Origin of the sequence: Bradyrhizobium sp. S3.3.6 (assembly GCF_040546905.1) — a bacterium.
GTDB classification, from domain to species: domain Bacteria; phylum Pseudomonadota; class Alphaproteobacteria; order Rhizobiales; family Xanthobacteraceae; genus Bradyrhizobium; species Bradyrhizobium cytisi.
The window spans coordinates 105,686-129,722 of the sequence record NZ_JBEPOT010000017.1 but is presented as its reverse complement, the minus strand read 5'-3'; the positions used below and the strand labels follow the sequence as shown (position 1 = coordinate 129,722).

At 64.3% G+C, this 24,037-nt stretch carries 21 protein-coding genes and 1 pseudogene; 12 read left to right on the top strand and 10 right to left on the bottom strand.

The annotated features are described in order from the left end of the window. Nucleotides 1–34: 34 nt before the first annotated feature. From ABID59_RS34405 to ABID59_RS34395, 3 genes are all read right to left on the bottom strand, one after another. Nucleotides 35–1,054 carry a S1C family serine protease gene (locus tag ABID59_RS34405; RefSeq protein WP_354086307.1) on the bottom strand — a complete coding sequence of 340 codons (1,020 nt, stop codon included), beginning with the start codon at nucleotides 1,052–1,054 and terminating at the stop codon, nucleotides 35–37. 91 nt (nucleotides 1,055–1,145) lie between these two features. After that, nucleotides 1,146–1,595, bottom strand: a complete 450-nt coding sequence (locus ABID59_RS34400; protein WP_354086306.1) for a gluconate 2-dehydrogenase subunit 3 family protein — start codon at nucleotides 1,593–1,595, stop codon at nucleotides 1,146–1,148. Between the two features lie 10 nt (nucleotides 1,596–1,605). Then, nucleotides 1,606–3,204, bottom strand: a complete 1,599-nt coding sequence (locus tag ABID59_RS34395; RefSeq protein WP_354086305.1) for a GMC family oxidoreductase — start codon at nucleotides 3,202–3,204, stop codon at nucleotides 1,606–1,608. Between the two features lie 200 nt (nucleotides 3,205–3,404). Between ABID59_RS34395 and ABID59_RS34390 the strand changes: the two genes are divergently transcribed. Then, on the top strand, nucleotides 3,405–4,193 hold the full coding sequence (locus tag ABID59_RS34390; RefSeq protein WP_148752431.1) for a thermonuclease family protein: 789 nt from the start codon (nucleotides 3,405–3,407) through the stop codon (nucleotides 4,191–4,193). 214 nt (nucleotides 4,194–4,407) lie between these two features. Here ABID59_RS34390 and cyoD read toward each other — a convergent pair whose 3' ends face one another. Genes cyoD through ABID59_RS34370 form a run of 4 tightly spaced genes read right to left on the bottom strand, consistent with a single transcriptional unit; the run spans nucleotide 4,408 to nucleotide 8,258 of the window. Then, nucleotides 4,408–4,797 carry a cytochrome o ubiquinol oxidase subunit IV gene (gene cyoD / locus ABID59_RS34385; RefSeq protein WP_148752432.1) on the bottom strand — a complete coding sequence of 130 codons (390 nt, stop codon included), beginning with the start codon at nucleotides 4,795–4,797 and terminating at the stop codon, nucleotides 4,408–4,410. Beyond that, complete coding sequence (locus tag ABID59_RS34380) at nucleotides 4,794–5,435, bottom strand: cytochrome (ubi)quinol oxidase subunit III (protein ID WP_148752433.1); 642 nt, start codon at nucleotides 5,433–5,435, stop codon at nucleotides 4,794–4,796. The genes cyoD and ABID59_RS34380 overlap by 4 nt, the downstream gene beginning before the upstream one ends. Continuing rightward, on the bottom strand, nucleotides 5,435–7,435 hold the full coding sequence (gene cyoB / locus ABID59_RS34375; RefSeq protein ID WP_148752612.1) for a cytochrome o ubiquinol oxidase subunit I: 2,001 nt from the start codon (nucleotides 7,433–7,435) through the stop codon (nucleotides 5,435–5,437). Before cyoB ends, ABID59_RS34380 begins: the two co-directional genes overlap by 1 nt. Then, nucleotides 7,425–8,258, bottom strand: a complete 834-nt coding sequence (locus tag ABID59_RS34370; protein ID WP_354086304.1) for a cytochrome ubiquinol oxidase subunit II family protein — start codon at nucleotides 8,256–8,258, stop codon at nucleotides 7,425–7,427. Before ABID59_RS34370 ends, cyoB begins: the two co-directional genes overlap by 11 nt. Before the next feature lie 269 nt (nucleotides 8,259–8,527). On the opposite strand from ABID59_RS34370, the gene ABID59_RS34365 reads away from it, so the two are divergent. After that, nucleotides 8,528–9,328, top strand: coding sequence for an SDR family NAD(P)-dependent oxidoreductase (locus tag ABID59_RS34365; protein WP_354086303.1), 801 nt, complete (start codon nucleotides 8,528–8,530; stop codon nucleotides 9,326–9,328). A 36-nt stretch (nucleotides 9,329–9,364) separates the two neighbouring features. On the opposite strand, the gene ABID59_RS34360 is transcribed toward ABID59_RS34365, so the two are convergent. Beyond that, nucleotides 9,365–10,669, bottom strand: a complete 1,305-nt coding sequence (locus ABID59_RS34360) for a PQQ-dependent sugar dehydrogenase (protein ID WP_354086345.1) — start codon at nucleotides 10,667–10,669, stop codon at nucleotides 9,365–9,367. 205 nt (nucleotides 10,670–10,874) lie between these two features. Between ABID59_RS34360 and ABID59_RS34355 the strand changes: the two genes are divergently transcribed. The 4 genes from ABID59_RS34355 to ABID59_RS34340 all read left to right on the top strand — a co-directional run bounded on the left by ABID59_RS34355 (nucleotide 10,875) and on the right by ABID59_RS34340 (nucleotide 14,278). Continuing rightward, nucleotides 10,875–12,068 (top strand): urate hydroxylase PuuD, encoded by a 1,194-nt coding sequence (locus tag ABID59_RS34355; RefSeq protein ID WP_354086302.1) that lies wholly within the window; start codon nucleotides 10,875–10,877, stop codon nucleotides 12,066–12,068. A gap of 157 nt (nucleotides 12,069–12,225) precedes the next feature. Further along, entirely contained in the window at nucleotides 12,226–13,083 is an 858-nt protein-coding gene (locus tag ABID59_RS34350) for a VOC family protein (protein ID WP_148752437.1), read from the top strand. 317 nt (nucleotides 13,084–13,400) lie between these two features. Further along, on the top strand, nucleotides 13,401–14,003 hold the full coding sequence (locus ABID59_RS34345; RefSeq protein WP_354086301.1) for a hypothetical protein: 603 nt from the start codon (nucleotides 13,401–13,403) through the stop codon (nucleotides 14,001–14,003). After that, nucleotides 14,000–14,278, top strand: coding sequence for an HGGxSTG domain-containing protein (locus ABID59_RS34340; RefSeq protein ID WP_354086300.1), 279 nt, complete (start codon nucleotides 14,000–14,002; stop codon nucleotides 14,276–14,278). The genes ABID59_RS34345 and ABID59_RS34340 overlap by 4 nt, the downstream gene beginning before the upstream one ends. Before the next feature lie 97 nt (nucleotides 14,279–14,375). On the opposite strand, the gene ABID59_RS34335 is transcribed toward ABID59_RS34340, so the two are convergent. Next, on the bottom strand, nucleotides 14,376–15,113 hold the full coding sequence (locus tag ABID59_RS34335; RefSeq protein WP_354086299.1) for a metallophosphoesterase family protein: 738 nt from the start codon (nucleotides 15,111–15,113) through the stop codon (nucleotides 14,376–14,378). A 324-nt stretch (nucleotides 15,114–15,437) separates the two neighbouring features. Here ABID59_RS34335 and ABID59_RS34330 point away from each other — a divergent pair, with 324 nt between their 5' ends. Both ABID59_RS34330 and ABID59_RS34325 read left to right on the top strand, forming a co-directional pair. Then, a complete protein-coding gene (locus ABID59_RS34330; protein WP_354086298.1) occupies nucleotides 15,438–16,949 on the top strand; it encodes a CYTH and CHAD domain-containing protein in 1,512 nt (503 codons plus the stop codon). Between the two features lie 87 nt (nucleotides 16,950–17,036). After that, complete coding sequence (locus ABID59_RS34325) at nucleotides 17,037–18,656, top strand: inorganic phosphate transporter (protein ID WP_354086297.1); 1,620 nt, start codon at nucleotides 17,037–17,039, stop codon at nucleotides 18,654–18,656. On the opposite strand, the pseudogene ABID59_RS34320 reads toward ABID59_RS34325, so the two are convergent. Further along, nucleotides 18,657–18,782 (bottom strand): annotated as a pseudogene (locus ABID59_RS34320) (IS5/IS1182 family transposase); the annotation flags it as partial. A gap of 68 nt (nucleotides 18,783–18,850) precedes the next feature. Here ABID59_RS34320 and ABID59_RS34315 point away from each other — a divergent pair. The 4 genes from ABID59_RS34315 to ABID59_RS34300 all read left to right on the top strand — a co-directional run bounded on the left by ABID59_RS34315 (nucleotide 18,851) and on the right by ABID59_RS34300 (nucleotide 23,846). Further along, complete coding sequence (locus tag ABID59_RS34315; RefSeq protein WP_354086296.1) at nucleotides 18,851–19,822, top strand: MBL fold metallo-hydrolase; 972 nt, start codon at nucleotides 18,851–18,853, stop codon at nucleotides 19,820–19,822. A 353-nt stretch (nucleotides 19,823–20,175) separates the two neighbouring features. Next, nucleotides 20,176–21,423 (top strand): MFS transporter, encoded by a 1,248-nt coding sequence (locus tag ABID59_RS34310; RefSeq protein ID WP_354086295.1) that lies wholly within the window; start codon nucleotides 20,176–20,178, stop codon nucleotides 21,421–21,423. Between the two features lie 100 nt (nucleotides 21,424–21,523). Then, on the top strand, nucleotides 21,524–22,717 hold the full coding sequence (locus tag ABID59_RS34305; RefSeq protein WP_354086294.1) for a M20/M25/M40 family metallo-hydrolase: 1,194 nt from the start codon (nucleotides 21,524–21,526) through the stop codon (nucleotides 22,715–22,717). A 40-nt stretch (nucleotides 22,718–22,757) separates the two neighbouring features. Continuing rightward, the gene (locus ABID59_RS34300; RefSeq protein ID WP_354086293.1) at nucleotides 22,758–23,846 is read left to right on the top strand and encodes a mandelate racemase/muconate lactonizing enzyme family protein; all 1,089 of its coding nucleotides are present in this window, start codon (nucleotides 22,758–22,760) and stop codon (nucleotides 23,844–23,846) included. Nucleotides 23,847–24,037 lie beyond the last annotated feature (191 nt).

The following is a 24,037-nucleotide window of genomic DNA, read 5'->3' as shown; positions in this document are numbered from 1 at the left end:
ATGACACCGTCATACCCCGCCCGTGGCCTCACAGCTAGCGCTGCGGCTTCCGCTCGATCGGATCGATCTCGATCGCCCGCAGGCGCCCGAGTCGCAGCACGTCCATGGCGAGCCGCCTGCCAATCCGGTCGCGGTCGAGCACCCGGATCAGATCGTCGACGCCGTTGATGTCGACACCGTCCAGCCTGATCACGACGTCGCCTGGCAACAGGCCCGCCTTCGCCGCCGGGCCGTCCTGCTCGATCTGCATCAGGAGCGCGCCCATCTTGTTCTCGACGCCGGCCAGCACCGCGTGCCGCCGCGGAACAGGCGCGGTCTGCCCGGCGACGCCGATGAAGGCGCGGCGGACGTAACCATGGCGGATGATCTCCGAGAGCACGAACTGCGCGGTGTTGCTGGCAACCGCAAAGCAGATGCCTTGCGCGCCATTGATGATCGCGGTGTTGATGCCGATCACCTCTGCATTCGACGACACCAGCGGTCCGCCGGAATTGCCAGGATTGAGCGCGGCATCGGTCTGGATCACGTCCTCGATGGTGCGGCCGCTGACGGAGCGGATCGAGCGCCCGAGCGCCGAAACGACGCCGGCGGTGACGGTCGATTCAAAGCCGAGCGGATTGCCGATCGCGATCACAAGCTGGCCGCGCCGCAACGTCTTCGAGTTGCCAAGCGCGGCATAGGGCAAATCGCGCACGCCATTGGCGCGCAGCAGCGCCAGATCTGTATCAGGGTCGACGCCGAGCACCCGGGCGTCGCCGACGTTGCCCTCGACGTCCCGCAGCCGGATCTCCTTGGAGGTCCCAACCACATGGCTGTTGGTGAGGACGAGCCCATCCGGCGAGATCACGATGCCCGAGCCGAGCCCGCCCCGTTCGCGGCCGTTCGGCACTTTTGGCCCGGTCTCGACGCGGACGACGGCTGGACCGACGCGGTCGGTGACGTCGATCACGGCATTGGAATAGGCGTCCAGCAGGGCCCGGTCATTGTCCGGGACAGCCGCCGCCGTTCGCGATGACACGGCGTCATCGACGATATCTGAAGTGAAATCCAGCATGGCAAAAGTCCTTGAGGCTCACACAGATGGTGGCCTGTTCCGTCAGGCGCAAGTGGCCCGTCTGGGGCGCAAGGCTGGACTGCCTAGGTGGCTAGGGTGCCCGCCGCAACGTACCGGACCTGGCCTTGACCGGGTCGAGCAGCGACCAGTCGCCGTCCGGGAGCACATAGCCGTTGGGGAACGGCGCGCGCAGCTCGAGCCCGAGCGAGCGCAGCACGCGATCGTCGCGGTAGTAGCATTGCAGCACGACGCGAACGAGCGTTGCGGCCGCCGCGCCGCCCTGCTTGCGAAACTCCTGCACCACTGCATCGCGCCTGGCGGCATCGAGCTCCGCGAGCGGCTGGCCGGCCAGCCGCGCCAGATGGTCCAGCGCCGCCGTCACCCATCTGGCGTCGCGCCCGAGCGTCGCAAGAATGTCGGCCTGGATCGCGGGGTCGTCAGCGCCGGGCACCTTGTACTCGTCGCTAGCGGGAACGATTATCGCTGCGATAGTGCGGAGGTCGTCGCGCTGGGCGCGCGTGAGTTGATGGTCTGCGGACATGGCGGCGGCCTCAGTCGAACAAATTGGCAAGGCGCTGCTTCATCTGGTCGGCGATGTAGAGCGCGAGGGCCTGGATGGTGGAGGTCGGGTTCACACCGCCCGAGGTGACGAAGATGCTGCCGTCGACAATGAACAGGTTCTTCACGTCATGCGTGCGGCCCCATTCGTTGACGACGGAGCGTTTTGGGTCGGTGCCCATCCGCGCGGTGCCGAGCAGATGCCAGCCGCCCCACGGGATCGGCGAATTGATGCAGATGTCGGTCGCCCCTGCCATTTCCAGGACCTCGCGGCCGCGGGCGAGCGCATGGTCCATCATCTTCCGGCTGTTCTCGCTGATCGTATAGTTGATCTTCGGCGCGGGGATTCCGTGGCTGTCCTTCAGCACCGGATCGAGCGTGACCTGGTTGTGCTCCTCCGGCAGGTCCTCGCAGATCGCGGAGAACCCGAGCCGATGGCCGTTGAGCTTGCGGAAGACGCGGTGATGATCTGCGCCCCAGGGCAGAATGCCCTTCTGCTCGCTGACGACAGCCTCGAACACCGGCCCGGCCCCGCGCACGAACTGGACGCCATACCCGCGCACGAAGCCGCGCGACAGGTCCGTGTCATACCACTCCTTGCTCCACAGGCAGGTCGGCGGCGCGCGGTTGCTGTCGGTCGGCTCCTTTACGTAACCATAGATCTGCGCATAGGGGTGGAACATCAAATTCTTGCCGACGAGGCCTGACGAGTTGGCAAGACCGTCCGGGAAGCGGTCAGATTTCGAGTTCAGCAGCAGCCGCGGCGTGCCGACGCCGTTGCAGGCAATGATGACGACATGCGCCGGCTGGAACTGCTCGACCCCGTCCTTGTCGTAATAGACCACGCCCATGGCCATGCCGTTCTCGTCGGTCGTGATCTCGCGTACCCGGCAATGGGTGCGCAGCTCGACGCCGGCGCGGACCGCATGCGGCCAATAGGTGATGTCGGTCGAGGATTTTGCACCTTGCGCGCAGGCCGGCGTGCAATGGCCGAGATTGATGCAGCGGGCGCGGCCCTCATAATCCATGGTCGCAACCGTCGTGTCCGACGGCCACCAGTGCCAGCCGAGCTTGTTCATGGCCTTGCCGATGATGGCCCCGGACAATCCAAGCGGCTGTTGCGGCATCGGCGGATGCGTCAGCGGCGACAGCGGATCGCCCGATAGACCGGACGTGCCCATCATCCGGTCGTTCTCTTCGAAGAACGGGGTCAGGGCGTCGTAATCGATCGGCCAGTCGTCGGCGACGCCGTCCAGCGTCTTCACCTTGAAATCAGAGGGATGCAGTCGCGGCCAATGCGCGGTGTACATCACCGTCGAGCCACCGACCGCATTATAGTTGACGACCTTGATCGGCGAATTGTCGTCGTTGATCGGATAATCTTCGGGTCGGCCGCGGACATTCGGGCTCGACGACCACTCGCCGTAGAATTTGGCCTCCCAGTCGCGGCCCGTGCTGGGATATTCCGCCGGATTCATCCAGCCGCCCTGCTCCAGGCAGAGAATGTGCATCTTGGTCTCGGCCAGCGACCACGCCACTGCGGCGCCCGAAGCGCCGGCGCCGATGATCAGGACGTCCACGGGGTCTTTCATCAAAAAATCTTCCTCCCGCCCTCGCCGCTTCGCGGGCGATTCGGCCGTCACGGTTCACAAGGCCGGCAAACGATAGGGGCAGACCGGCCGGCGAGTAAAGGCTCGCGCGCGAATGTCGCACTTCGCACAGCGCAGACCATTGGTATCGTCCCAGCCGGATGCTAGGAACGGAGGCCAAGAGCAATCGATAGCGAGAGATTATGTCCGTCGAGAATTCATTTGCCGCAGCCCGCGCCTTCGCGCTCGTTTTATTTCTCGCTCTGTCCGGATCTCTGGGGATCTCCAGCCCCGCCACCGCGCTGACCGCCGCCGCGACCGTCCGTGACGCCAATTCCATTCAGCTCGGCGACGTCACCTACCGGCTCGACGGCGTCGACGCGCCCGAGCTGGACCAGATCTGCATCGACGATCACGCCGATCCCTGGACCTGCGGCATCGAGGCCCGCGACCAGCTCACCAAGCTGGTCGGCGGAAAGCCCGTGCGTTGCGACGATGTCGGTCCCGAGAAGAATTTTGGCAAGCGCCACCGCGCGGTCTGCACGGTCGAGGGCGACAAGGTCTCGTTGAACGAGCAGCTGCTCAAACTGGGCTTTGCCATCGCGCGCGAGCCCACCAAGGCCAACGTCAAGCCGGCGGCTGCCGAAGCCAAGACGGCATCTGCCGGCATCTGGAAGGGCTGCTTTGTTGCACCGCAAGAATTCCGCACCGGCAAGAAAGATGGCGCCCTGCTCGGCGCCGCCTGCCGCGCCGACCGCGACAAGGAGATTCGCGCGGTGCTGTTTCCGGAAGAACTGACGGCGCCGCCGAGCTGCGCCATCAAGGGCAAGCTCGCTGTGCGCGCGCGCGTCACCGGCAATATCGGCATCTATCATCTGCGAGGCTGCCCGAGCTACGCCGCAACCACCCAGCCGGACCGCTGGTTCTGCTCGGAGGACGACGCGCAGGCCTCGGGCTTCCGCAGGGCCTACAATTGCCGCCGGCCAAAGTGAGCAAGTGGTTCACGCAGCCGTGAGTGGTAGACCGAGACAGTATTGATCCGGAATTGAACTCCGTCGCGAATTGGTACACTCATAAACGTGCGCACGCGCCTTGCGCGAGTGCATCCTTGGCAGGCGATCCTCATCGGATTGTCTTTGCTCGGGCGTTTCCTCCCTAGACTTGGGCCGCTTGTCACAACAAGCGGCTCTTCTTTTCTGCGCGGCGCTAGCTGTGCATCCGAATGAACTGATCCATCGGCGGCATGTTCTGATTGAGATGCGCCATGATCCAGACGGTTCCGCCCACCACCAGGAACACGACCAGCAGCCCGAAGGCCAGCGCCAGCACGTTGTTGGTGTTGTCAGGCCCCGTGGTGATGTGCAGGAAGAACACCAGATGCACGCCCATCTGCGCGATCGCGAGCACGATCAGCGCGACGGGGATCGAAGGCTGCCAGACCAGATCGGTACCCGCGATAAAGAACGAGGTCGCAGTGAGCAGCAGCGCGAGACCCAGGCCGACGACATAACCGACGATCCGCTCGCCTACGCTGTGCTGCTCTTCTTCGCCCGGAGCGAGATCATGTTCAGTCCGCGCGTGCGTCTGATCGCTCATACGCCACTCCCTAGCAGATAGACGACGGAAAAGACGCCGACCCAGATGATGTCGAGCGCGTGCCAGAACAGCGCGAAGCACATCATCCGGCGCAGGACGTCGGCGCGAAAGCCCTTGGCGAAGACCTGGGCCATCATGGTGAGCAGCCAGAGCACTCCGGCCGACACATGCAGGCCGTGACACCCGACCAGCGAGAAGAACGCAGTCAGGAACGCACTGCGCGACGGGCCATAGCCGCGGGAGACGAGATCGGCGAATTCGCGGAACTCGATCAAGAGGAAGATGAGGCCGAGCACGCAGGTCACGGCCATGCCGAGATAGAACCAGAACCGGTTGCGGACGTCGGCCGCAATGCTCGCCATGCCACAAGTGAAGCTCGACAGCAGCAGGCAAACCGTCTCGATCGCAACGTTCCGCTGCTCGAAGATCTCCGAGCCTTTCGGGCCGTCGGCGGTCTGGCTGACCAGCACCGCATAGGCCGCGAAGAAGCAGGAGAACATCACGATGTCGGAGAGCAGGAAGACCCAGAAGCCGTAAGCCGTCACGATGCGCTTCGATGCGGGGCCGGGATGCTCGACGACGAGCCCGATGTGATGGGGATCGGCATGGGCGCGGCCGACGGTCGCTGTCATCGACATCAGATCGCTCCCGCCATGCTGACGAGGCTGCGCCGTTCCTCGAGATTGATACGGTCGATGCGCGCGACTTCGTCCGCCGGAATGACGTATTCGTCATGGTCGCGCCAGGCGAACACGACGAAGGTCGCGAACGCGCCAATGCCGCCCAAGATCACCATCCACCAGATGTGCCAGATCAGCGCAAAGCCCATGATGGTGGCGAAGAACGCGCAGACGAAACCCGTCGGAGAGTTCCTGGGCATCTCGATGTCGTGGTATTCGGGCGCAGTGTGCTCGAGCGATTGCTGCTGGGCGTGAATCTTTATGTCCCAATAGGCGTCTTCGCCGCGCACGTCGGGATGGAAGGCGAAATTGAACACCGGCGGCGGCGACGAGGTCGCCCATTCCAAGGAGCGGCCGTCCCAGGGATCGCCGGTGCGGTCGCGCAAAGCCTCGCGGTTGCGGATGCTGACAACGAGCTGCATGATCTGGCAGATCACGCCGATCGACAACACGGCCATGCCGATCGCAGCCACGATCATCCAGGGTCGCCACTCCGCGACGTCATAGTGCTGCATGCGCCGCGTCATGCCGAGCATGCCGGCGACATAGAGCGGAAGGAAGGTGACATAGAAGCCTGAGAAGGTAAACCAGAACGCGAGCTTGCCCCAGCGCTCGTCGAGGCGGAAGCCGAACGCCTTGGGAAACCAGTATTCGAAGCCGGCGAAGGCGCCGAACAGCACGCCGCCGATGATGACGTTGTGGAAATGCGCCACCAGGAACATGCTGTTGTGAAGCATGAAATCCGCCGGCGGCACCGCAACCAGTACGCCGGTCAAGCCGCCGATGATGAAGGTGACCATGAAGCCGACCGCCCACAGCATCGGCGTCGCAAAGCGGATCCGGCCACCATACATCGTGAACAGCCAGTTGTAGATCTTCACCCCCGTCGGCACCGCGATGATCATGCTGGCGATGCCGAAGATGGCGTTGACATCGGGACCCGCGCCCATCGTGAAGAAATGGTGCAGCCAAACCATGAAGGAGATGATGCAGATCGCCATGGTGGCGAGCACCATCGAACGGTAACCGAACAGCGCCTTGCCGGAAAAGGTCGACACCACCTCGGAGAAGATGCCGAAGGCCGGCAGCACGAGGATGTAGACCTCCGGATGGCCCCAGGCCCAGATCAAATTCATGAACATCATGACGTTGCCACCGGCCTCGTTGGTGAAGAAGTGGAAGCCAAGATAACGGTCGAGCAGCAGCATCGCGAGCGTCGCGGTGAGGATCGGGAACGCCGCAACGATCAGGAGGTTCGAAGCCAGCGTGGTCCAGCAAAACATCGGCATGCGCAGATAGTTCATGCCCTTGGTGCGCAGCTTCAGCACTGTCGTGACGAGATTGATGCCTGCGACCAGCGTGCCGACGCCGGAGATCTGCAGCGACCAGGCGTAATAGTCGACGCCGACGCCCGGCGAATAGGACAGTTCCGATAGCGGCGGAAAGGCGAGCCAGCCGGTGCGCGCGAACTCGCCGATCACGAGCGACAGGTTGACCAGCAGCGCGCCTGTCGCGGTCAGCCAGAAGCCGACTGAATTCAGCGTCGGAAAAGCGACGTCGCGCACGCCGAGCTGAAGCGGCACGACGAGGTTCATCAAGCCGATCACGAACGGCATCGCCACGAAGAAGATCATGATGGTGCCGTGGGCCGAAAAGATCTGGTTGTAGTGTTCCGGCGGAAGATAGCCCTGCGACTGGTACGCGATCGCCTGCTGTATCCGCATCATGATGGCATCGCTGCCGCCCCGCAGCAGCATCACTGAAGCCAGCAAGATGTACATCACGCCGATGCGCTTGTGATCGACGCTGGTGATCCATTCGTGCCAGAGATAGGGCAGATGGCCCTTCACGATGACCCAGATCAGCACTGCCAGTATCCCCACCAGCACCACGGCGCCCGCGATCAGCGGAATCGGCTGGCCGAACGGGATCACCGACCAATCGAGCTTACCGAGCATCATGGCCTCCACTGTGCGGTCGGCCGGCATCGGATAGCAGTTCCGGTCCGGGCCCGGGCGGGATGTGCTGGGTCGAGATCAGGTCGAACAGGCGCGGGTCCTCGAGGCGATAGGTCGGCCTGCCCGTCTCAATGCCCTGCTGCATCAACTTCTTATAGCTGTCCTCATTCAGCACAGCGTCGGTCTTCGCGGTGGTCGCCACCCAATCCGGAAAAGCGAGCGACGAGACTACGTTGACGTCGAACATCATGTCGGGAAAGCCATCGCCGGAAAAATGCGCCGACAGCCCCTTGAGCTTACCTTCGTTGTCGGCACGCAGGTTAAGCCTCGTCACCATGCCGTTCATGGTATAGATCATGCTGCCGAGCTGCGGGATGAAGAACGTGTTCATCACGCTCGACGACGTCAGCTGGAAATTCAGCTCGGCACCAGCCGGCACCGTCAGCGCGTTGACCGTGGCGATGCGCTGGTCGGGATAGATGAACAGCCATTTCCAGTCGAGTGAGACGGCCTGGATCCGCACAGGGCTCCCGGTCCCCGGCACCGGTGCTGCGGGATCGAGCTTATGCGAGCCGATCCAGGCAACGCCGCCGAGCAGGATCACGGTCAGTGCGGGGATCGCCCACACCACCATCTCGACGCGACCGGAATAAACGAAGTCGGGTTGGAAGCGCGCCTTCGGATTGGATGCGCGAAACCAGAACGCAAAAGCCAGAATCGCGAAAATAGTCGGCACCACGATCGCGAGCATGATGAAAACGGAATCGACCAAAATGGTGCTGTTGGCCGCAGCTACGGGCCCTTGTGGATCAAGCAGATTCATCGGCAAGCCACTGGCGATTGGGAAACCCCGAGGGAAGCGTAGCGCGAAAAGCCCCCAGCAACAAACGCAGTTGCGTGCAGACGGTTCCACAACACGCCTGCTCGCCCGAGCCGTCCCGCGCCGCGGCATGCAATTCCATGCGATGTCAATGACATCGCAGGCCTTCTCACCTCAGCGCTCCGTTGCTAATTTGCACGAAAATATCGGGATGGAACGATATGCAGGGCCCTGAGGACGATGCCGGCCTCGCCGGCCGGGAGTGAACTGACATGCGCCTAAAGGACAAGATTGCGATCGTCGTCGGCGCCGGCCAGAGCCCCGGCGAAGGCATGGGCAACGGCCGCGCCACCGCGCTGACCTTCGCGCGTGAGGGCGCGAAGGTGCTGTGCGTCGATCATCATCTGGAATCGGCGCAGGAAACTGTCGATCTGATCGCCGCAAAGCAAGGCATCGCGGCGGCCTTCAAGGCCGACGTAACCAAGTCTGCCGACATCAAGGCGATGGTCGCCGACGCCAAATCGCGCTGGGGCCGCATCGACGTGCTGCACAACAATGTCGGCGTCAGCCTGTCCGGCGGCGATGCGGAGCTGCTAGAGATCACCGAGGAAGCGTTCGACCGCGTCGTCGCCATCAATCTGAAGAGCTGCATTCTGGCGGCCAAGGAAGTGATCCCGATCATGCGCGCGCAGAGAAGCGGCGCCATCATCAACATCTCCTCGATGGCCGCGATCACCACCTATCCTTACGTCGCCTACAAGGCGACGAAGTCGGCGATGATCGCCTTCACCGAACAGCTCGCCTACCAGAACGCCGAATACGGCATCCGCGCCAACGTCATCCTGCCCGGCCTGATGAACACGCCGATGGCGGTCGACACCCGCGCCCGCGAATGGCACAAGACCCGCGCCCAAGTCGAAGCCGAACGCGACAGCAAGGTGCCGCTGCGCAAGAAGATGGGCACCGGCTGGGACGTCGCCAATGCCGCGCTGTTCCTGGCGTCGGACGAGGCGAATTTCATCACGGGCGTGACGCTGCCGGTGGACGGCGGAGCGAGCGTGAGGCGGGGATGAGGTCTCTCCCTGCACGCGGGAGAGGCGAGAGCCACATCAATGGCTCACCCGCCAGATGGTGCCGCCCGTATCTTCCGAGACCAGCAGTGCGCCATCCTTCGCCACCGCGATGCCGACCGGCCGTCCCCACACTTGTGCGTCGTTCACGACAAAGCCGGTGACGAAATCCTCGTACTCTCCGGTCGGCTTGCCGTCTTTCATCTTGATACGGATCACCTTGTAGCCGGTGCGCTTCGAGCGATTCCAGGAGCCGTGCTCGGCGGCGAAGGCGTCGCCCTGGTACTCGGACGGAAACTGCGTGCCCTGGTAGAAGGTCATGCCGAGCGAGGCCGAATGCGCCTGCACCAGCACATCAGGGATCGTCACCTTGTCCTTGAGGTCCGGCCGCGCGCCGGCGTGACGCGGGTCTTCATGGTTGCCGATGTAGAACCATGGCCAGCCGTAGAACGCGCCTTCCTTCACGCTGGTCACGTAGTCGGGCACGAGATCGTCGCCGAGGCCGTCGCGCTCGTTGGTCGAGCACCAGGGCAGCCCGGTCTGCGGCTGGATCGCGAGACCGACACAGTTGCGGATGCCGGTGGCGTAGAGCTTGCGGTCCTTGCCTTCGGGGTCGAAGGAGAGTACTGCCGCACGCTCGGCCTCATAGCCCCAGGACGCGCCGACGGCTTGCGTCCGCGACCAGGCCTCGAGCCCGCCGGGCGGGCTCCCCATGCCTTCGGCGACATTGCTGGCAGAGCCAACCGACACCAGCATGCGCTTGCCATCGGGCGTGAACACGATGTCGCGGGTGGAATGCCCCGACCCGTGCGCCAGGTTCGCCACCACGATTTCGGGCTTGCCCGACGCCTTCAGGTCACCGGCGTGATAGGGAAAGCGCACGACGTTGCCGGCATTGGCGACATAGACCCATTGCGGATTGTCGCCGTTCGGGAAGAAGGCGATGCCGAAAGGACGGTTGAGCCCGCTGGCAAAGACCTCGTTGGTCGCAGCCTTGGCGCCGCCCTCCCCAAGGCGCAGCACGCGAATGCGCCCGGGCCCGGTCTCCGCAACGAAAATGTCGCCATTAGGCGCGACCCGCAGCACGCGCGCATCGGAGAGACCGTCAGCCAACAGCTCGATCCTGAATCCCCGGGGCACCAACGGCGTGGCGCTGCCACGCGACGTCACGCGCGTGGCATTGGAGACCGACGGCGATGCCCCGGGCTTGGGCAGATCATCAGGGCGGATCAGCCTGACGGTGCCGGGCTTGTCGGCCTGCCAGCTGCCATAGGCATCCTTGCCTTGCAGCACGGGCTCGGCTCGTGCACCGGCGCAGGCCACCAACAGCCAAGCGGGCACCATCACGTGCGAAACACGAATTGTCACGTCACCTTCCTCCCGGACTTTTCTGCCAAATCCCACGTCAGCTCATGCCCGCACGATGTGCATTTGGTATGACCCATCGTACTGGAAAACAACGCGGATCGGTGCGACAGATTGTAAGGGCACGGCCGCCGGTTGCGGTCATCAAAGCTGCGGCATCGATGTCGCGATTGATGGGGTGATCATGTGGGGATCGATCTTATCGGAATGGGCGAGCCTGCTGCTGCGCTGGCTGCATGTGGTGGCGGCGATCGCCTGGATCGGCAGCTCGTTCTATTTCATCGCCCTCGACCTCAGCCTCAAGCCTAAGAGCGACTTGCCCGACGGCGTCCAAGGCGAGGCCTGGCAGGTCCATGGCGGCGGCTTCTACCGGATCATGAAATATCTGGTGGCGCCGACCCAGATGCCGGACGAGCTCACCTGGTTCAAATGGGAGGCCTACACCACCTGGCTGTCCGGCTTCGCGCTGATGGTGGTGGTGTACTATCTCGACGCCGATCTGTTCCTGGTCGACAAGTCGATTCTCGACCTGACGCCGACCCAGGCAGGGCTGTTCAGCTTCTGTAGTCTCGCGCTGGCGTGGCTGCTTTACGAGGCTGCCTGCCGCACCGGGCTCGCACAGCGCGAGCTCCCGTTTGCCATCGGCGGCTATCTGTTCCTGGTCGCACTGACCTACGCCTTCACGCATGTCCTGAGCGGACGCGGTGCCTTCAACCAGATCGCGGCGATCATCGGAACCATCATGGTCGCCAACGTGTTTGCGGTGATCATCCCGAACCAGAAGAAGATCGTCGCCAGCCTGATCGCGGGCCGGGCGCCCGACCCGAAACTCGGCAAGACCAGCAAGGAGCGATCGGTCCACAACAATTATCTGACGCTGCCGGTCGTCGTGCTGATGATCAGCAACCACTATCCCCTGCTCTATGCCACGCGCTTCAACTGGATCATCGTTGCGATCGTGCTGGCGCTGGGACCGGTGATCCGCCACTTCTTCAACGAGGGGCACGCGGGGCGCAAATCGCCGTGGTGGGTGTGGGGCGTCGCAGCAGCGGGCGCGATCGCGATCCTGTTCCTGTCTGCGGCCGGCCCGCGCGAGGTGAAGACGGGCGCGCTGTCGGCACAGCCGACGCTCGCCAATGTCGAGGAGATCGTGATGTCCCGCTGCAGCATGTGCCACGCGGCCGAGCCGGTCTGGGCCGGCATCGTGACCGCGCCAAAGGGCATCCTGCTCGACGCGCCCGAGCACATCCACCGCAACATCCGCCTGATCGGCCGCGTGGCGGCCTGGTCCAATGCGATGCCGCCGGGCAACATCACCGAGATGACCAGCGAGGAACGCGCCATCCTCGCTGCCTATATCAGCGAGCAGGATCGCTGACGCCGTTGGCCTTCGCGTCGATGCAGCGTTTCGCGGAATGATATTCCGCATGTCCCGAAGATTTGAAAATGACTTGATCGCCTATCCGGCGTAGACAGGACCGGCGGCCACGGGCCGCCGTCCAAGCTCGGTTTGCATTCGTTGCGGGGAAATCACAGTGGCTCTCAAGAACATCATCGGTATCGACCACGCCGTGGTCATGGTGAAAGACCTCGACAAGGCCGCCGAAAATTACAGGCAGCTCGGCTTCACGCTGTCGCCGCGCGGCACCCACAGCGCCCACATGGGCACCGGCAACTACACCATCATGTTCGACCCGGACTATATGGAGCTGCTCGGCGTGCTGGTGCCAACCGAACACAACGCGCCTGCGCGCGCCTTTGTCGAGCGGCACGGTGAAGGCATCGAGCGCGTCGCCTTCACCGCGGTCGATTCCGCGGCCGGCGCCGAAGAAATCCGCGCGCGTGGCCTCACACCGATCGGTCCGACCGATTTCGAGCGGCCGGTCACGCTGCCTGATGGCACCGTCGCGGCCGCCAAATTCCGTACCTTCATGTGGCCGACGGCAGAAGCCCCCGGCGGCGTGCGCATCTTCGCCTGCCAGCACAAGACCCGCGAGACGGTGTGGATCCCCGAACTGATGACGCACGCCAATGCAGCGAAGCGGATCAGCGAGGTGCTGATCGCGACGCCCGAGGCCGCGAAGGAAGCGGCCCATCTGGCGCGGCTGATCGATCGCGAGCCGAAAATAGAGATCGACGGCGCGGTGACGGTGACATCGGGTGGCGACCGCGCCGACTTCGTTTATCTGACGCTCGACCAGCTCGGCCAACGCTATCCGGGCGTACCGCTCGCCGGCCTCTCCGAGCGCGGCGGCGCGGCGCTGGTGCTTGTCAGCGGCGATCTCGCCGCGACCGAGAAAACGCTGGGCTCGGCGGGCATCCGCAGTGGAGCCGCGGTCGTAGTGCCCCCGGCCAAGGCCAACGGCACCCTGCTCGCCTTCATTGCCGGCTGATTTGCCGCTCCCCGGACAAGACTCGCGAAAACAACCCCATGCACAGTAGCCGCCGCCAGTCAGAACCGGGACTTGCGGGGAGACGACTTACGTAATCCCGAAATTCCGTTTGACACGTCGGGCAAAACAGGCGCACGATGGCATCATCGCGACAATCGCCCGTGTCCACGCCCGCCCGATCCTGGGCGCGCTCGATACATGGCCGCGCGTAAGCTTCTCATCGACATCTGAACATCTCAACCGCCGCATAGCAGGCACGCGATCGGCTTCGCGCGGCCTGCGAGCCCTCGCGCCTGCACCGGTAAAGGACCCACCGCATGACGACACTTCCGACACTGACCGAGACGATGAACATCGCGCCAACCGATCATGCCCCGATCATCGCAAGCCCAAAGGTAAAACTCCGCCGCCGGCGCATCGTGATCGACCATCCCGACCCCAGCACCGGCGAAAAGCTGCTGGCCGAGGCACTCGGCGCCGTCGATCGCGAGGCGCTGCATGGCCTGTTGAGCCAGCTGGTGAAAGCCAGCGCGGTTGCGTGCAGGCCGGACCAGGGCAATCTCGCCTTCATGGTCTCGATGCTGAAGAGCATTACGCCAAAGGACTCGCTCGAGGCCATGCTGGCGGCGCAGATGGTGAGCATTCACGTCGCGTCGATGCGCTGCGCCTGCCGCCTCGCCTGCACCGACGACGTGCCACAGCAGGAAAGCCTCACGCGCGCACTGACCCGGCTGGCCCGCACCTACGCAGCCCAGATGGAGGCCCTGAACCGCCATCGCAGCAACGGCGCGTGTGCGATCACGGTGCAGAATTTGTCGGTGCAGGACGGCGGCAAGGCCGTCGTCGGCCATTTCACGCAGCATGCGAGCCTGATCGCCGCGCAGCCGGGCCTGGCGGACGCGGCGGCCGTCACCGCGTGAGCCACGCCCGAAACACCGGCCCGATTCGGGCGAGCCTCCGTTGCGGAGCGCAGACACGTAACGGCGGCGCGTGTCGCGCGCCGGCGCTGCGCGGCAAGACGCGCTGCCGCATGCACGGTGGCGCTTGGGGATCGGGGGCGCCATTTGGAAACAGCAATGCCGTCAAGCATGGCTTCTTCACCGGCGAGGCCATCGAAGAACGAAAGCTTGTCCGTGCGGTGTTGACGGAAGCAGAGGATTTGTTGCGCGAACTGTCTACCCGACGGCGCTGCTGAGGGAAGCGGCGCCATAGAAAGAGGTGTGTTGCCGTAGCGAAGGCTTACCCTCAAATCCACGCGGCGAGCCGCCTGGCCGGCGCATCTTCACTAACTCTCACCGTTCGACCCACCCCGTTGCAATCGCGCTTGCCCAAATCGGCATGCCTCTGCTGCGAGCGAGTTCAGCCATGGCCGTGCTGTCGTAGGGCACGTAGCGGAGCGTCGCGGACCAGCCTGCGCGGGCGCGCTCCAGAATGGCGTAGCAGGCGTGCGGGGTGCCGACCTCGACCACATAAGGAACAGGCGTCCGTCCATCGTAACCGGGCAATCCGACGCTGCCGGGATTGACGATCATTCGCCCGTCCCGCAGGCGGATCACCCGCGGGATGTGGGTGTGCCCGCAGAGAATGAGTTTTGCGTCGATGCCTTGGGCGCCGGCCTCGATCATGTCGATCGGGCTGGCGCGGACGCTGCCGTTGGCGGCGACGTGATCGAGCCAGAACGCGGCATCGTCCCTGGGGGCTGCATGACAAAGGAAGGCGTCCTCCCGATAGACAAGCGTCGGCGGCATGCTCTCCATCCAGTCGAAGTGTCTGCGCTCCAGTTGCTGGAAATCGCTGCGGGCCGATTTGCCGACCCGCGACAGGTCGACGAGAATGCGATCCTGGTCGCCCTGCACCGATGGAAAGCCCCGCGCGATCAGCAGATCCGCAGTCCGGGCCGCCTCGAGCGGGCCGCTGACGTGATCGCCGAGGTTCACGACGTCATTGATGCCGAGGTCGGCGATGTCCGCCAGCACCGCCTCAAGTGCCGGGCAATTTCCGTGGATGTCCGCGATCGCGGCAAATTTCATCGACCCCCCCTCTCTTCAGGACGGCCGACGACATTCCGGTGCGGGACGATGCAGACGTGACGCTTCGCTTTAGCTGCATTTGGAGAAGCGCCCGCAAGCTGAGTGTCAAATCGGCGCTGTCCTCAAAACTATCACCGCCCGGCGCGCGCAAGCAAGCGACGGCTCGGGCCTCTTTCGGATCACGCGCCTCCCGCCCCCAACCGGCCGCTCTCCCGCCCGGTTCCGTGAAGCTTTCATGACGCCGCAGATCCAGATTGAAATGTCGGCAGCTCCGGAACTTCCCGCAGTTGCGCCACTTTGAATCGGGCAACGGAAGCTCTGACGATGAATGCTGAAACGGAACTGAAATTCCGCGTCGCACCGCGAAGCTTGTCATCCGTCTTGCGGACCGGCGCAAACGGACGTGGGCGCGAACGGGCAGAACAGGCGCTCGTGTCGACCTACTACGATACGAGCAAGCACAAGCTCAGGCGGCATGGTCTCACGCTCCGGGTCCGCAAGGTTGACGGACGCTACGTGCAGACCGTGAAAGCGGGCAACGCGGGAAGCGTTACGCGCGGCGAATGGGAGAATGAGGTCGCAGGCGCGAGACCGGAGCTCGAGAAGGCGAGAAAGACGCCGCTCGAGGACCTCACGACCAAGAAGCTTTCCCGCAAGCTCAAGCCGGTCTTCCAGACCGAGGTTCGTCGCACCACGCAGACCAGGCGGGTCCGAAACAGCCAGATCGAACTCGCCGTCGACCGCGGCCGGATCGGCGCGGGACCGCGGGCGCGGCCGATCGCCGAGCTCGAGCTGGAATTGAAGTCCGGAGACGTCGCAGACCTGTTCCGGCTGGCACGCAATGTCGAGCGCAAAGCGGGCGCCGAGCTCGATCTCCGTTCGAAAGGCGAACGAGGTTACCAGTACGCCACAGGCGGCGGCCGCGGGGCGCAACGCGCCGAACCGATCGAGCTGAAGTCCGAACTCTCGCCGCGCGATGCGTTCCGGGTTATCGCGCTTTCGACGCTGCGTCATTTCACGGCCAACGCCGATCCGGTGCGCGACCAGGACTCCGAGGGAGTGCATCAGATGCGCGTCGGCCTGCGGCGGCTGCGTGCGGCCATCTCGTTGTTCGACGATATCCTGCCACGGGCGAGCACAGCAGGGGTGAAGACCGAACTGAAGTGGCTTACTGACGAACTGGCACCGGCACGTGAAATCGACGTGTTCTTGAAGGAAAGCGTTCAACCGGTCGCCGAAAAGGGCGTCCCGAAGCGGGGGGCGCGCGCGATCCGCGAGAAATTCTCCAGACAACGAGCGGCGGCCTTCGGACGTGCCCGCAATGCGGTGACGTCGGCCCGTTACCGCCGCCTGCTGATCGACGTGATCGAGTGGATCGAAACTGGACAGTCTCGCGCCGATGATGACCGGTCGATCGCCGCCTACGCCGCGGCAGTGCTCGACCGGCGCCTCCGGAAGGCTCGAAAGCAGGGCAAGCGCCTCAACGATCTCGACGCGACGCAGCGCCACAAGCTGAGGATCAGGATCAAGAAGATCCGCTATGCCGTCGACTTCTTCAGAAGCCTCTACGGCAATCGCGCCCGGCAGCGGCTCGCGGATCTTTCCGACCGGCTGAAGCGGATTCAGTCTGCCCTCGGATCGCTCAATGACTTCATGGCGCACCGCGAATTGGCGATGGAAGCGGCGTTGGCAGCGCCGCCTGCGAACCGGCGCGCCCAGGCGTTCGCATCGGGATTCATCGTCGGCCAGGAACACGAGACCGCGGTCGGGCTGAGGAAGGACGCCGCCAAGGAGCTTCATCGGTTGCGGCGCCTGCGCGTCGATCCCGACGGCTGAGTCACAAATCTGAAAGCAGCGCCGGGACGCCGCGACGTCCGGGTTCACAGGGATCATTGCTGACCGACCGACCAACGAGCAATCCACATGTCCGATCTTGCACTGAACGATCGACCGCGGGGCTCCGAGTCCGCCGCCAAACCCGACCTCGATCGCAAGCCACATGTGAGCGTGGTCGCGGCCTTCCTGCTCTTCCTGGTCAGCGGGATCGGCTACGCGGCCTATGGCGTGTTCACCGACACGCATAACGTGGGCGAGCCGCTTGCGCTCGGTGCTCTGCTCCTCCTCGGCGTCGCCCTCATGATCGCGCTCGGGTTTGAGTTCGTGAATGGATTCCACGACACCGCGAATGCGGTGGCGACCGTCATCTATACGCACAGCCTTCCACCGCTGACCGCGGTGATCTGGTCGGGCGCGTTCAATTTCCTCGGCGTGCTGGTCTCCACCGGTGCGGTGGCCTACAGCGTGATCACGCTCCTGCCCGTCGACCTGATCCTTAATGTCGGCAGCACCGCCGGTTACGCCATGATCTTTGCGTTGTTGATCGCGGCGATGATCTGGAATCTGGCGACGTGGTCGATGGGCATCCCGAACAGCTCCTCGCATTGCCTGATCGGCTCGATCATGGGAGTAGGCCTTGCCAACGAACTGGTCGCGCCCGCCGCGCAGGCGACTTCCGGCGTCGACTGGTCTCAGGCCGTCAGCGTGGGCAAGGCTCTCCTGTTCAGCCCGGCAGTCGGCTTCGCGCTGTCGGCTCTGCTGCTGCTCCTGCTGAAAGTCATCGTCCCCGTGCGTAAGCTGTACGAGGAGCCGAGAGGCAAGACGCCGTGGTGGATCCGCGGCATCCTGATCCTGACCTGCACCGGCGTGTCGTTTGCGCATGGCGGCAATGACGGGCAGAAGGGCATGGGCCTGATCATGCTGATCCTGATCGGCGTGGCACCGACGGCCTATGCGCTGAACCGGACCATGCCGGACTCGAGCACGCCTGTATTCATCGACATCACCGCCAAGGCAAAGGGCGTTTTCGCCGCCCATGCCGAAGGCGCACAGCCGGCCAATCCCAACGATGCCAGAGGCCTGATCGGCGACGCGCTCAAGAGGCGCGATCTGAACCGCGCGGAGGTGTATGCGGCATTGGCGGCTCTCTCGGACGATGTCGCCAACGGCGTGAAGAGCTACGGCTCGATCAGCCGCATCCCGGCCGCGGCGACGCCGAACATGCGCAACGACATGTATCTGGCCGCCGATGCCATCCGCCTGCTGCCCGACGCTGGTGCGAATTTCAGCGCCGGTGACGCCGCGATCCTGAAGGACTATCGCGCCAGCCTGGAGGCCGGGACGCGCTTCATCCCGAACTGGGTCAAGGTCTCGGTCGCGATCGCGCTCGGGCTGGGCACCATGGTCGGCTGGCGAAGGATCGTGATTACGGTCGGCGAGCGCATCGGCAAGCAGCATCTGACCTACGCACAGGGCGCGTCGGCCGAGCTGGTGGCAGCGGGAACGATTCTGGGCGCGGAGTTCTACGGCCTGCCGGTGTCCACCACGCACATCCTGTCGAGCGGCGTCGCCGGCACCATGGCGGCCAACGGCTCCGGGCTGCAGACGCCGACGATCCGGAACATCGTGCTGGCGTGGATCCTCACCCTGCCGGCGGCGATGATCATCTCCGGCTGCCTGTATTTGATCTTCCGTTCCGTCATTTGACTAGGACGCGGACTCATTAAGGCGCAGCCATAGCCTGATCGACGCGAGTTGAACCAAGGCAAGATAGTTGGCGGCAAGCCTGTCGTAGCGCGTCGCCACCCGACGACATTGTGAAAATGACCCAAAGCCGAGCTTGTGCAGTGCACATCCCCATTGATATGCTCGATCCGTTCAGTCAGCGGGGAGTCCGAACGATGTCCGATATCTCGCGTCGGGACCTGACACTTGGCGCAGCCGGTGCTTATGCCGCGTTTGGACTCGACAAGCCGATCACGTTTGTCGACACGGCTCACGCTCAACAGTCCGTCACTCAACCTTTCCGCAAATACAAGGTCGGCGACATTGAAATCTTCTCTCTGATCGATGGCATGCGTGACGTTCCGCTGCGGGAGGGCATGGTCAGGAATGTCAGCGTCGAACAGGTCAAGACCGTGTTGCGTGGTGCCGGTTTTCCCGACAATAAGGCGCCCCTGCGGTTTATCGTCATGGCGCTCAAGCTGCGCGATCAAGTGGTCCTGATCGACTCGGGTACGGGCGGTCATCCAATTTATGGTGAGGGCAACGGCCGGTTATTCGAGAGCATGGCGGCGGCGGGCCTTGACCCCAAGGCAGTCAAGACGATCCTCATCTCCCATCTCCACGGCGACCACATTTATGGCCTCATGAGCAATGAGAGCGATGCGCAGGTCTTCCCGGATGCCGACATCGTGGTGCCCGCCGCGGAATTGAAATGGTGGACGCGCCCGGGGGTCGAGTCGATCGATCTCGGACCGACGCGCAAAGGCCTCGCCCAGCGAATTCAGGCCACGGTGGCGACTTGGAAAAACGTCAGGACCTTTGAGGGAGAACCAGAACTCCTGCCCGGTGTGCACGCCGTTCAGGCGCCCGGCCATAGCCCGGGAATGGTCGCGCATCTGGTCACCTCCGGCGGCGAACAGTTCCTGATCAGCGCTGACGTGGTCAATCTTGCGCCACACATTTCAACAAATCCCGAGTGGCAGCTCGCTATCGACCAGGATCCGCAAATGGCTGTCGAAACGCGAAGGAAGATCTTCGATCGCGCGGTCGCCGACAAGCTCACTATTTCGGGTACTCACTGGTTGATGCCGAACGTCGGCACGCTGGCCAAGGATGGCAACAGGTACGTATTCGTAGCCGAGGGGTAATATTCCCGCGACACTATCTGGTAATTGGAACACGACCGCTGCTCGTAGCGGAGAACCGGTCGGCATCTGAGTCAGCTTTTGTCCCATCGCGACATATTGCGCCGCCGCACGAACTCAGCCGAAACCGGAATGGCTTTAGGCTGAATCAACCGGCCGCGGGCTCGTTCACCTCTCCCGCTTGCGGGCCCGCAAGCGAGGGAGGGAGCGCATCTCGCTCGTTGCGACATCGAGCCTGCGCTTTAGGTCTGAGATTTCCGCTGCACAATCCGGAATGATGGGGCTGCAGCTGCCGCCATTGGCACGCCTTCGCCAATCATGTACCCCACCCAAAATACTCCTGGGACGGGACGCTCATGACCACCGCCACCACTGACGATGCGGGTGACAGCACCCGCGCGCTGATCTTTGCGCTGGTGGCGCTCGCCTGCGGGCACATGCTGTCGACCTTGCTGCGCACGATCCCGGCGCTCAGCCTCGATCTGATGGCGGCGGATTTCCACGTGCAGCCACAGGCGCTGGCGAGCCTCACCTCGGTCTATCATTTCGCGTTCGCGGCCTCGCAGATTCCGGTCGGCGCGGCGATGGACCGCTTTGGCGTGCGGCCGGTGTCGCTGAGCCTGCTTGCGGGCACCGTGGTCGGCGCGATCGCGTCGGGCTTTGCGACGGGGCCTTCGAGCTTTGCGTTCGGGCAGTTGCTGCTGGGGATCGCCACCTCTGGCATGCTGATGTGCCCGATGACGCTGGCGGCCAAGCAATTGTCGGCGGCGCGGTTCGGGCTGTGGTCGGGCGCGATCCTGTCGATCGGCAATATCGGCATGCTGCTGTCGTCGAGCCCGCTCGCTTTCGTGGTCGATCACTACGGCTGGCGCGCCGGGTTCTGGATCGCAGCAGCCGGCGGCGTCGTGGTCGCGCTCGCCGTGCTCGCGCTGGTGCCGAACCAGCCGGCCGAGCACAAGGACGAGGCTTCGCCGCTCTCGCAGATGATCGAGGTGCTCAGGCTCGGCCTGTCGCGGCCGTTGCGTGGGCTGATCGCCCTGGCGCTGGTGTCGCTGGCGACCTCGCTGGTGCTGCGCGGATTGTGGGGCGGACCGTGGCTGATGCAGGTCAAGGGATTGACGCGGGTCGAGGCCGGCAACCAGCTCGGCGCCTACACGCTGGCGATGATCGCGGGCCCGCTTCTGATGGGCATGATTGACCGCAAGGTCGGCCGCCGCCGCGAACTGGTGGCCGGCACGCACACGATCGCCGCGCTGCTGGTCGCGCTGATGGCGCTCGGTGCGCCGCATTTTGCGGTTGCATGGCTGTTCGGCGTGGCGGTCATGCCGCCGCAATACGATCTCGTGCTGTTCGTGCTGATCGGGCTTGCGACGTCCGCGCAGCCTCTGCTGTTCGGCATGTGCCGGCAACTGGTCGACGCGCAAGTAGCGGGCAAGGCGCTGGCGGCGGTGAACCTCGCCTTCTTCCTCGGCACCGCCCTGATGCAGTCGACCACCGGCGCGGTCGCGGCGTTTGCGGGGCTGCCGGCGGTGCTGCTGTTCATGGCGGCGGCGCTTCTCGTGGGGGTGATGATCTTTTTGACTTGTACCTCGCCGCGTTCGTAGGATGGGCAGAGCGAAAGCGAAACCCATCATTCTTGCCGGGAAATGATGGGTTTCGCGAAGAGCTCTACCCATCCTACGAGTCTGCGCAAGGAAATGGATCATGCCTGTCGACACCAAAGCCGCCACCGACCGCCTCATGCGCTTCCTCGCGATCGAGGGCGTCACCGGACAGGAGGCGGCGATCGGGCGTGAGCTCACCGCCGCGCTGAAGGAGAGCGGCGTGCCGGCCAAGGCGATCCGGCTCGACGACGCCAACACCCGCATTCCCGTGCCGACCGAGACCGGCAACCTCATCGTCGACCTGCCCGGCCGCGGCGCCCTGCACAACCAGCCGCGCATCATGTTCATGACCCACATGGACACCGTGCCGCTCTGCGCCGGCGCCCGGCCGAAGAAATCCGGCCGAAGAATCGTCAACGAGGCCAGGACCGCACTGGGCGGCGACAATCGCTGCGGCTGCGGCGTGCTGGTGACGCTGGCGGCCGAGCTCGAGAAGCAGAAGCTCGACCATCCGCCGATCACGCTTTTGTTCTGCGTGCGCGAGGAGAGCGGGCTCTACGGCGCGCGCCACGTCAAGCTGGACGAGCTCGGCTCGCCGGTGATGGCCTTCAACTATGACGGCGGCCCAGCCTCCAACGTCACCATCGGCGCCGTCGGTGCCGATCGCTGGAGCGTCGAGATCTTTGGCCGCGCCTCGCATGCCGGCGTCGCGCCGGAGCGCGGCATCTCCTCGACCATGATCATGGCGCTGGCGCTGGCCGACGTGAAGGCCGGCTGCTGGTTCGGCAAGGTGGTGAAGGGCAAGCGGCAGGGCACCAGCAATGTCGGCCCCGTCACCGGCGGCGAGGGCCGCCCCGCGGGCGATGCCACCAATGTCGTCACCGACTACGTCCATGTGCGCGGCGAAAGCCGCAGCCATGACGGAAAGTTCTTCAAGGAGATCACCAAGGCCTACAAGGCCGCGTTCGAGAAGGCGGCCAAGAAGGTGACGAATGCGCAAGGAAAGTCCGGCAAGATCAAGTTCAAGGCCGAGACCGACTATTATCCGTTCCGCATGAAGGACAGCCAGCCCGTGATCAAGCGCGCGGTCGAGGCGGTGTCCGCGGTCGGCGGCACCCCGAACGTCCGCACCGCCAATGGCGGCCTCGACGCCAACTGGATGGTCCGCCACGGCGTTCCCACCGTGACCTTCGGCGCCGGCCAGAACGAGGCCCACACGATCGACGAGTGGATCAATCTCGACGAATACGACCGCGCCTGCGCGCTCGCCGTGCAGCTTGCGACGATGCGGTAATGGATTCGTACGAACCAAAAAACAAAAATCGGGAGGCCATATGCCACGCATCGCGACCCTCGAGACCGGGCTCTACCGGATCCCCCTCCCCGTCACGTTGTCCGACTCCACCCATGGCGAGATCGCGGCGTTCGAGCTGATTACCTGCCGCATCCGCGATGCCGACGGCGCCGAGGGCGTCGGCTACACCTATACGGTCGGGCGCAATGGCGGCGCTGTCGCCGATATCCTGAAGCGCGAGATCCCGCCGCTGGTCGAAGGACGCGAGGCCGACGACACCGAAGCCGTCTGGCATCACGTCTGGTGGGGCCTGCATTATGGCGGTCGCGGTGGCCCTGCGGTGCTGGCGTTGTCCGCGCTCGACATCGCGCTGTGGGATTTGAAGGCGCGGCGCGCCAGATTGCCGCTGTACCAGTTGCTCGGCGGTTTTGATGCGCACGTACCGTGTTATGCGGGCGGCATCGATCTCGATCTTTCGGTCGAGGCGCTGCTCAAGCAGACCGACGGCAATCTCGCAAAGGGCTTTCGCGCCATCAAGATGAAGGTCGGCCGGCCCGATCTCAAATCCGATGTCGCGCGCGTCGCGGCGATGCGGCAGCATCTCGGCGACGGCTTTCCGCTGATGGCGGATGCCAACATGAAGTGGACGGTCGAGGAGGCGATCCGCGCCGCCCGCGCCTTCGTGCCCTACGACCTCACCTGGCTGGAAGAGCCTGTTATCCCCGACGACGTCGCAGGCCACGCGCGCATCATGCAGGCCGGCGGCGTGCCGATCGCAGCGGGTGAAAATCTGCGCTCGCTGTGGGAGTTCAAGAACTACATCACATCAGGCGCGGTGTCCTATCCCGAGCCCGACGTCACCAATTGCGGCGGCGTCAGCACCTTCATGAAGATCGCGCGGCTGGCGGAGGCCTTCAACCTGCCCGTCACCAGCCACGGCGCCCACGACATCACCGTGCATCTGCTCGCGGCCTGCCCGAACCGCTCCTATCTGGAGGCGCATGGCTTCGGGCTCGACACCTATATCGAGCATCCGCTGGCGCTCGAGGACGGCAAGGCGCTCGCGCCGGCCCGCCCGGGCCACGGCATCAGCTTTGACTGGAACGGGCTGGCGAAGCTGGCGGCGTAGCCCATGAGGTCGTCATGCCCGGGCTTGTCCCGGGCATCCACGTTCTTTGTGCCGCAAGCAAGACGTGGATGGCCGGGTCAAGCCCGGCCATGACGATAGAGCGGCGTACTTTGCTGCACGCGAGGCATTCCAAGGGGCTTGATGCACCGCGCGGATAATCCGCTATGCTGCCAGCAGCCGTCACCCTTCGC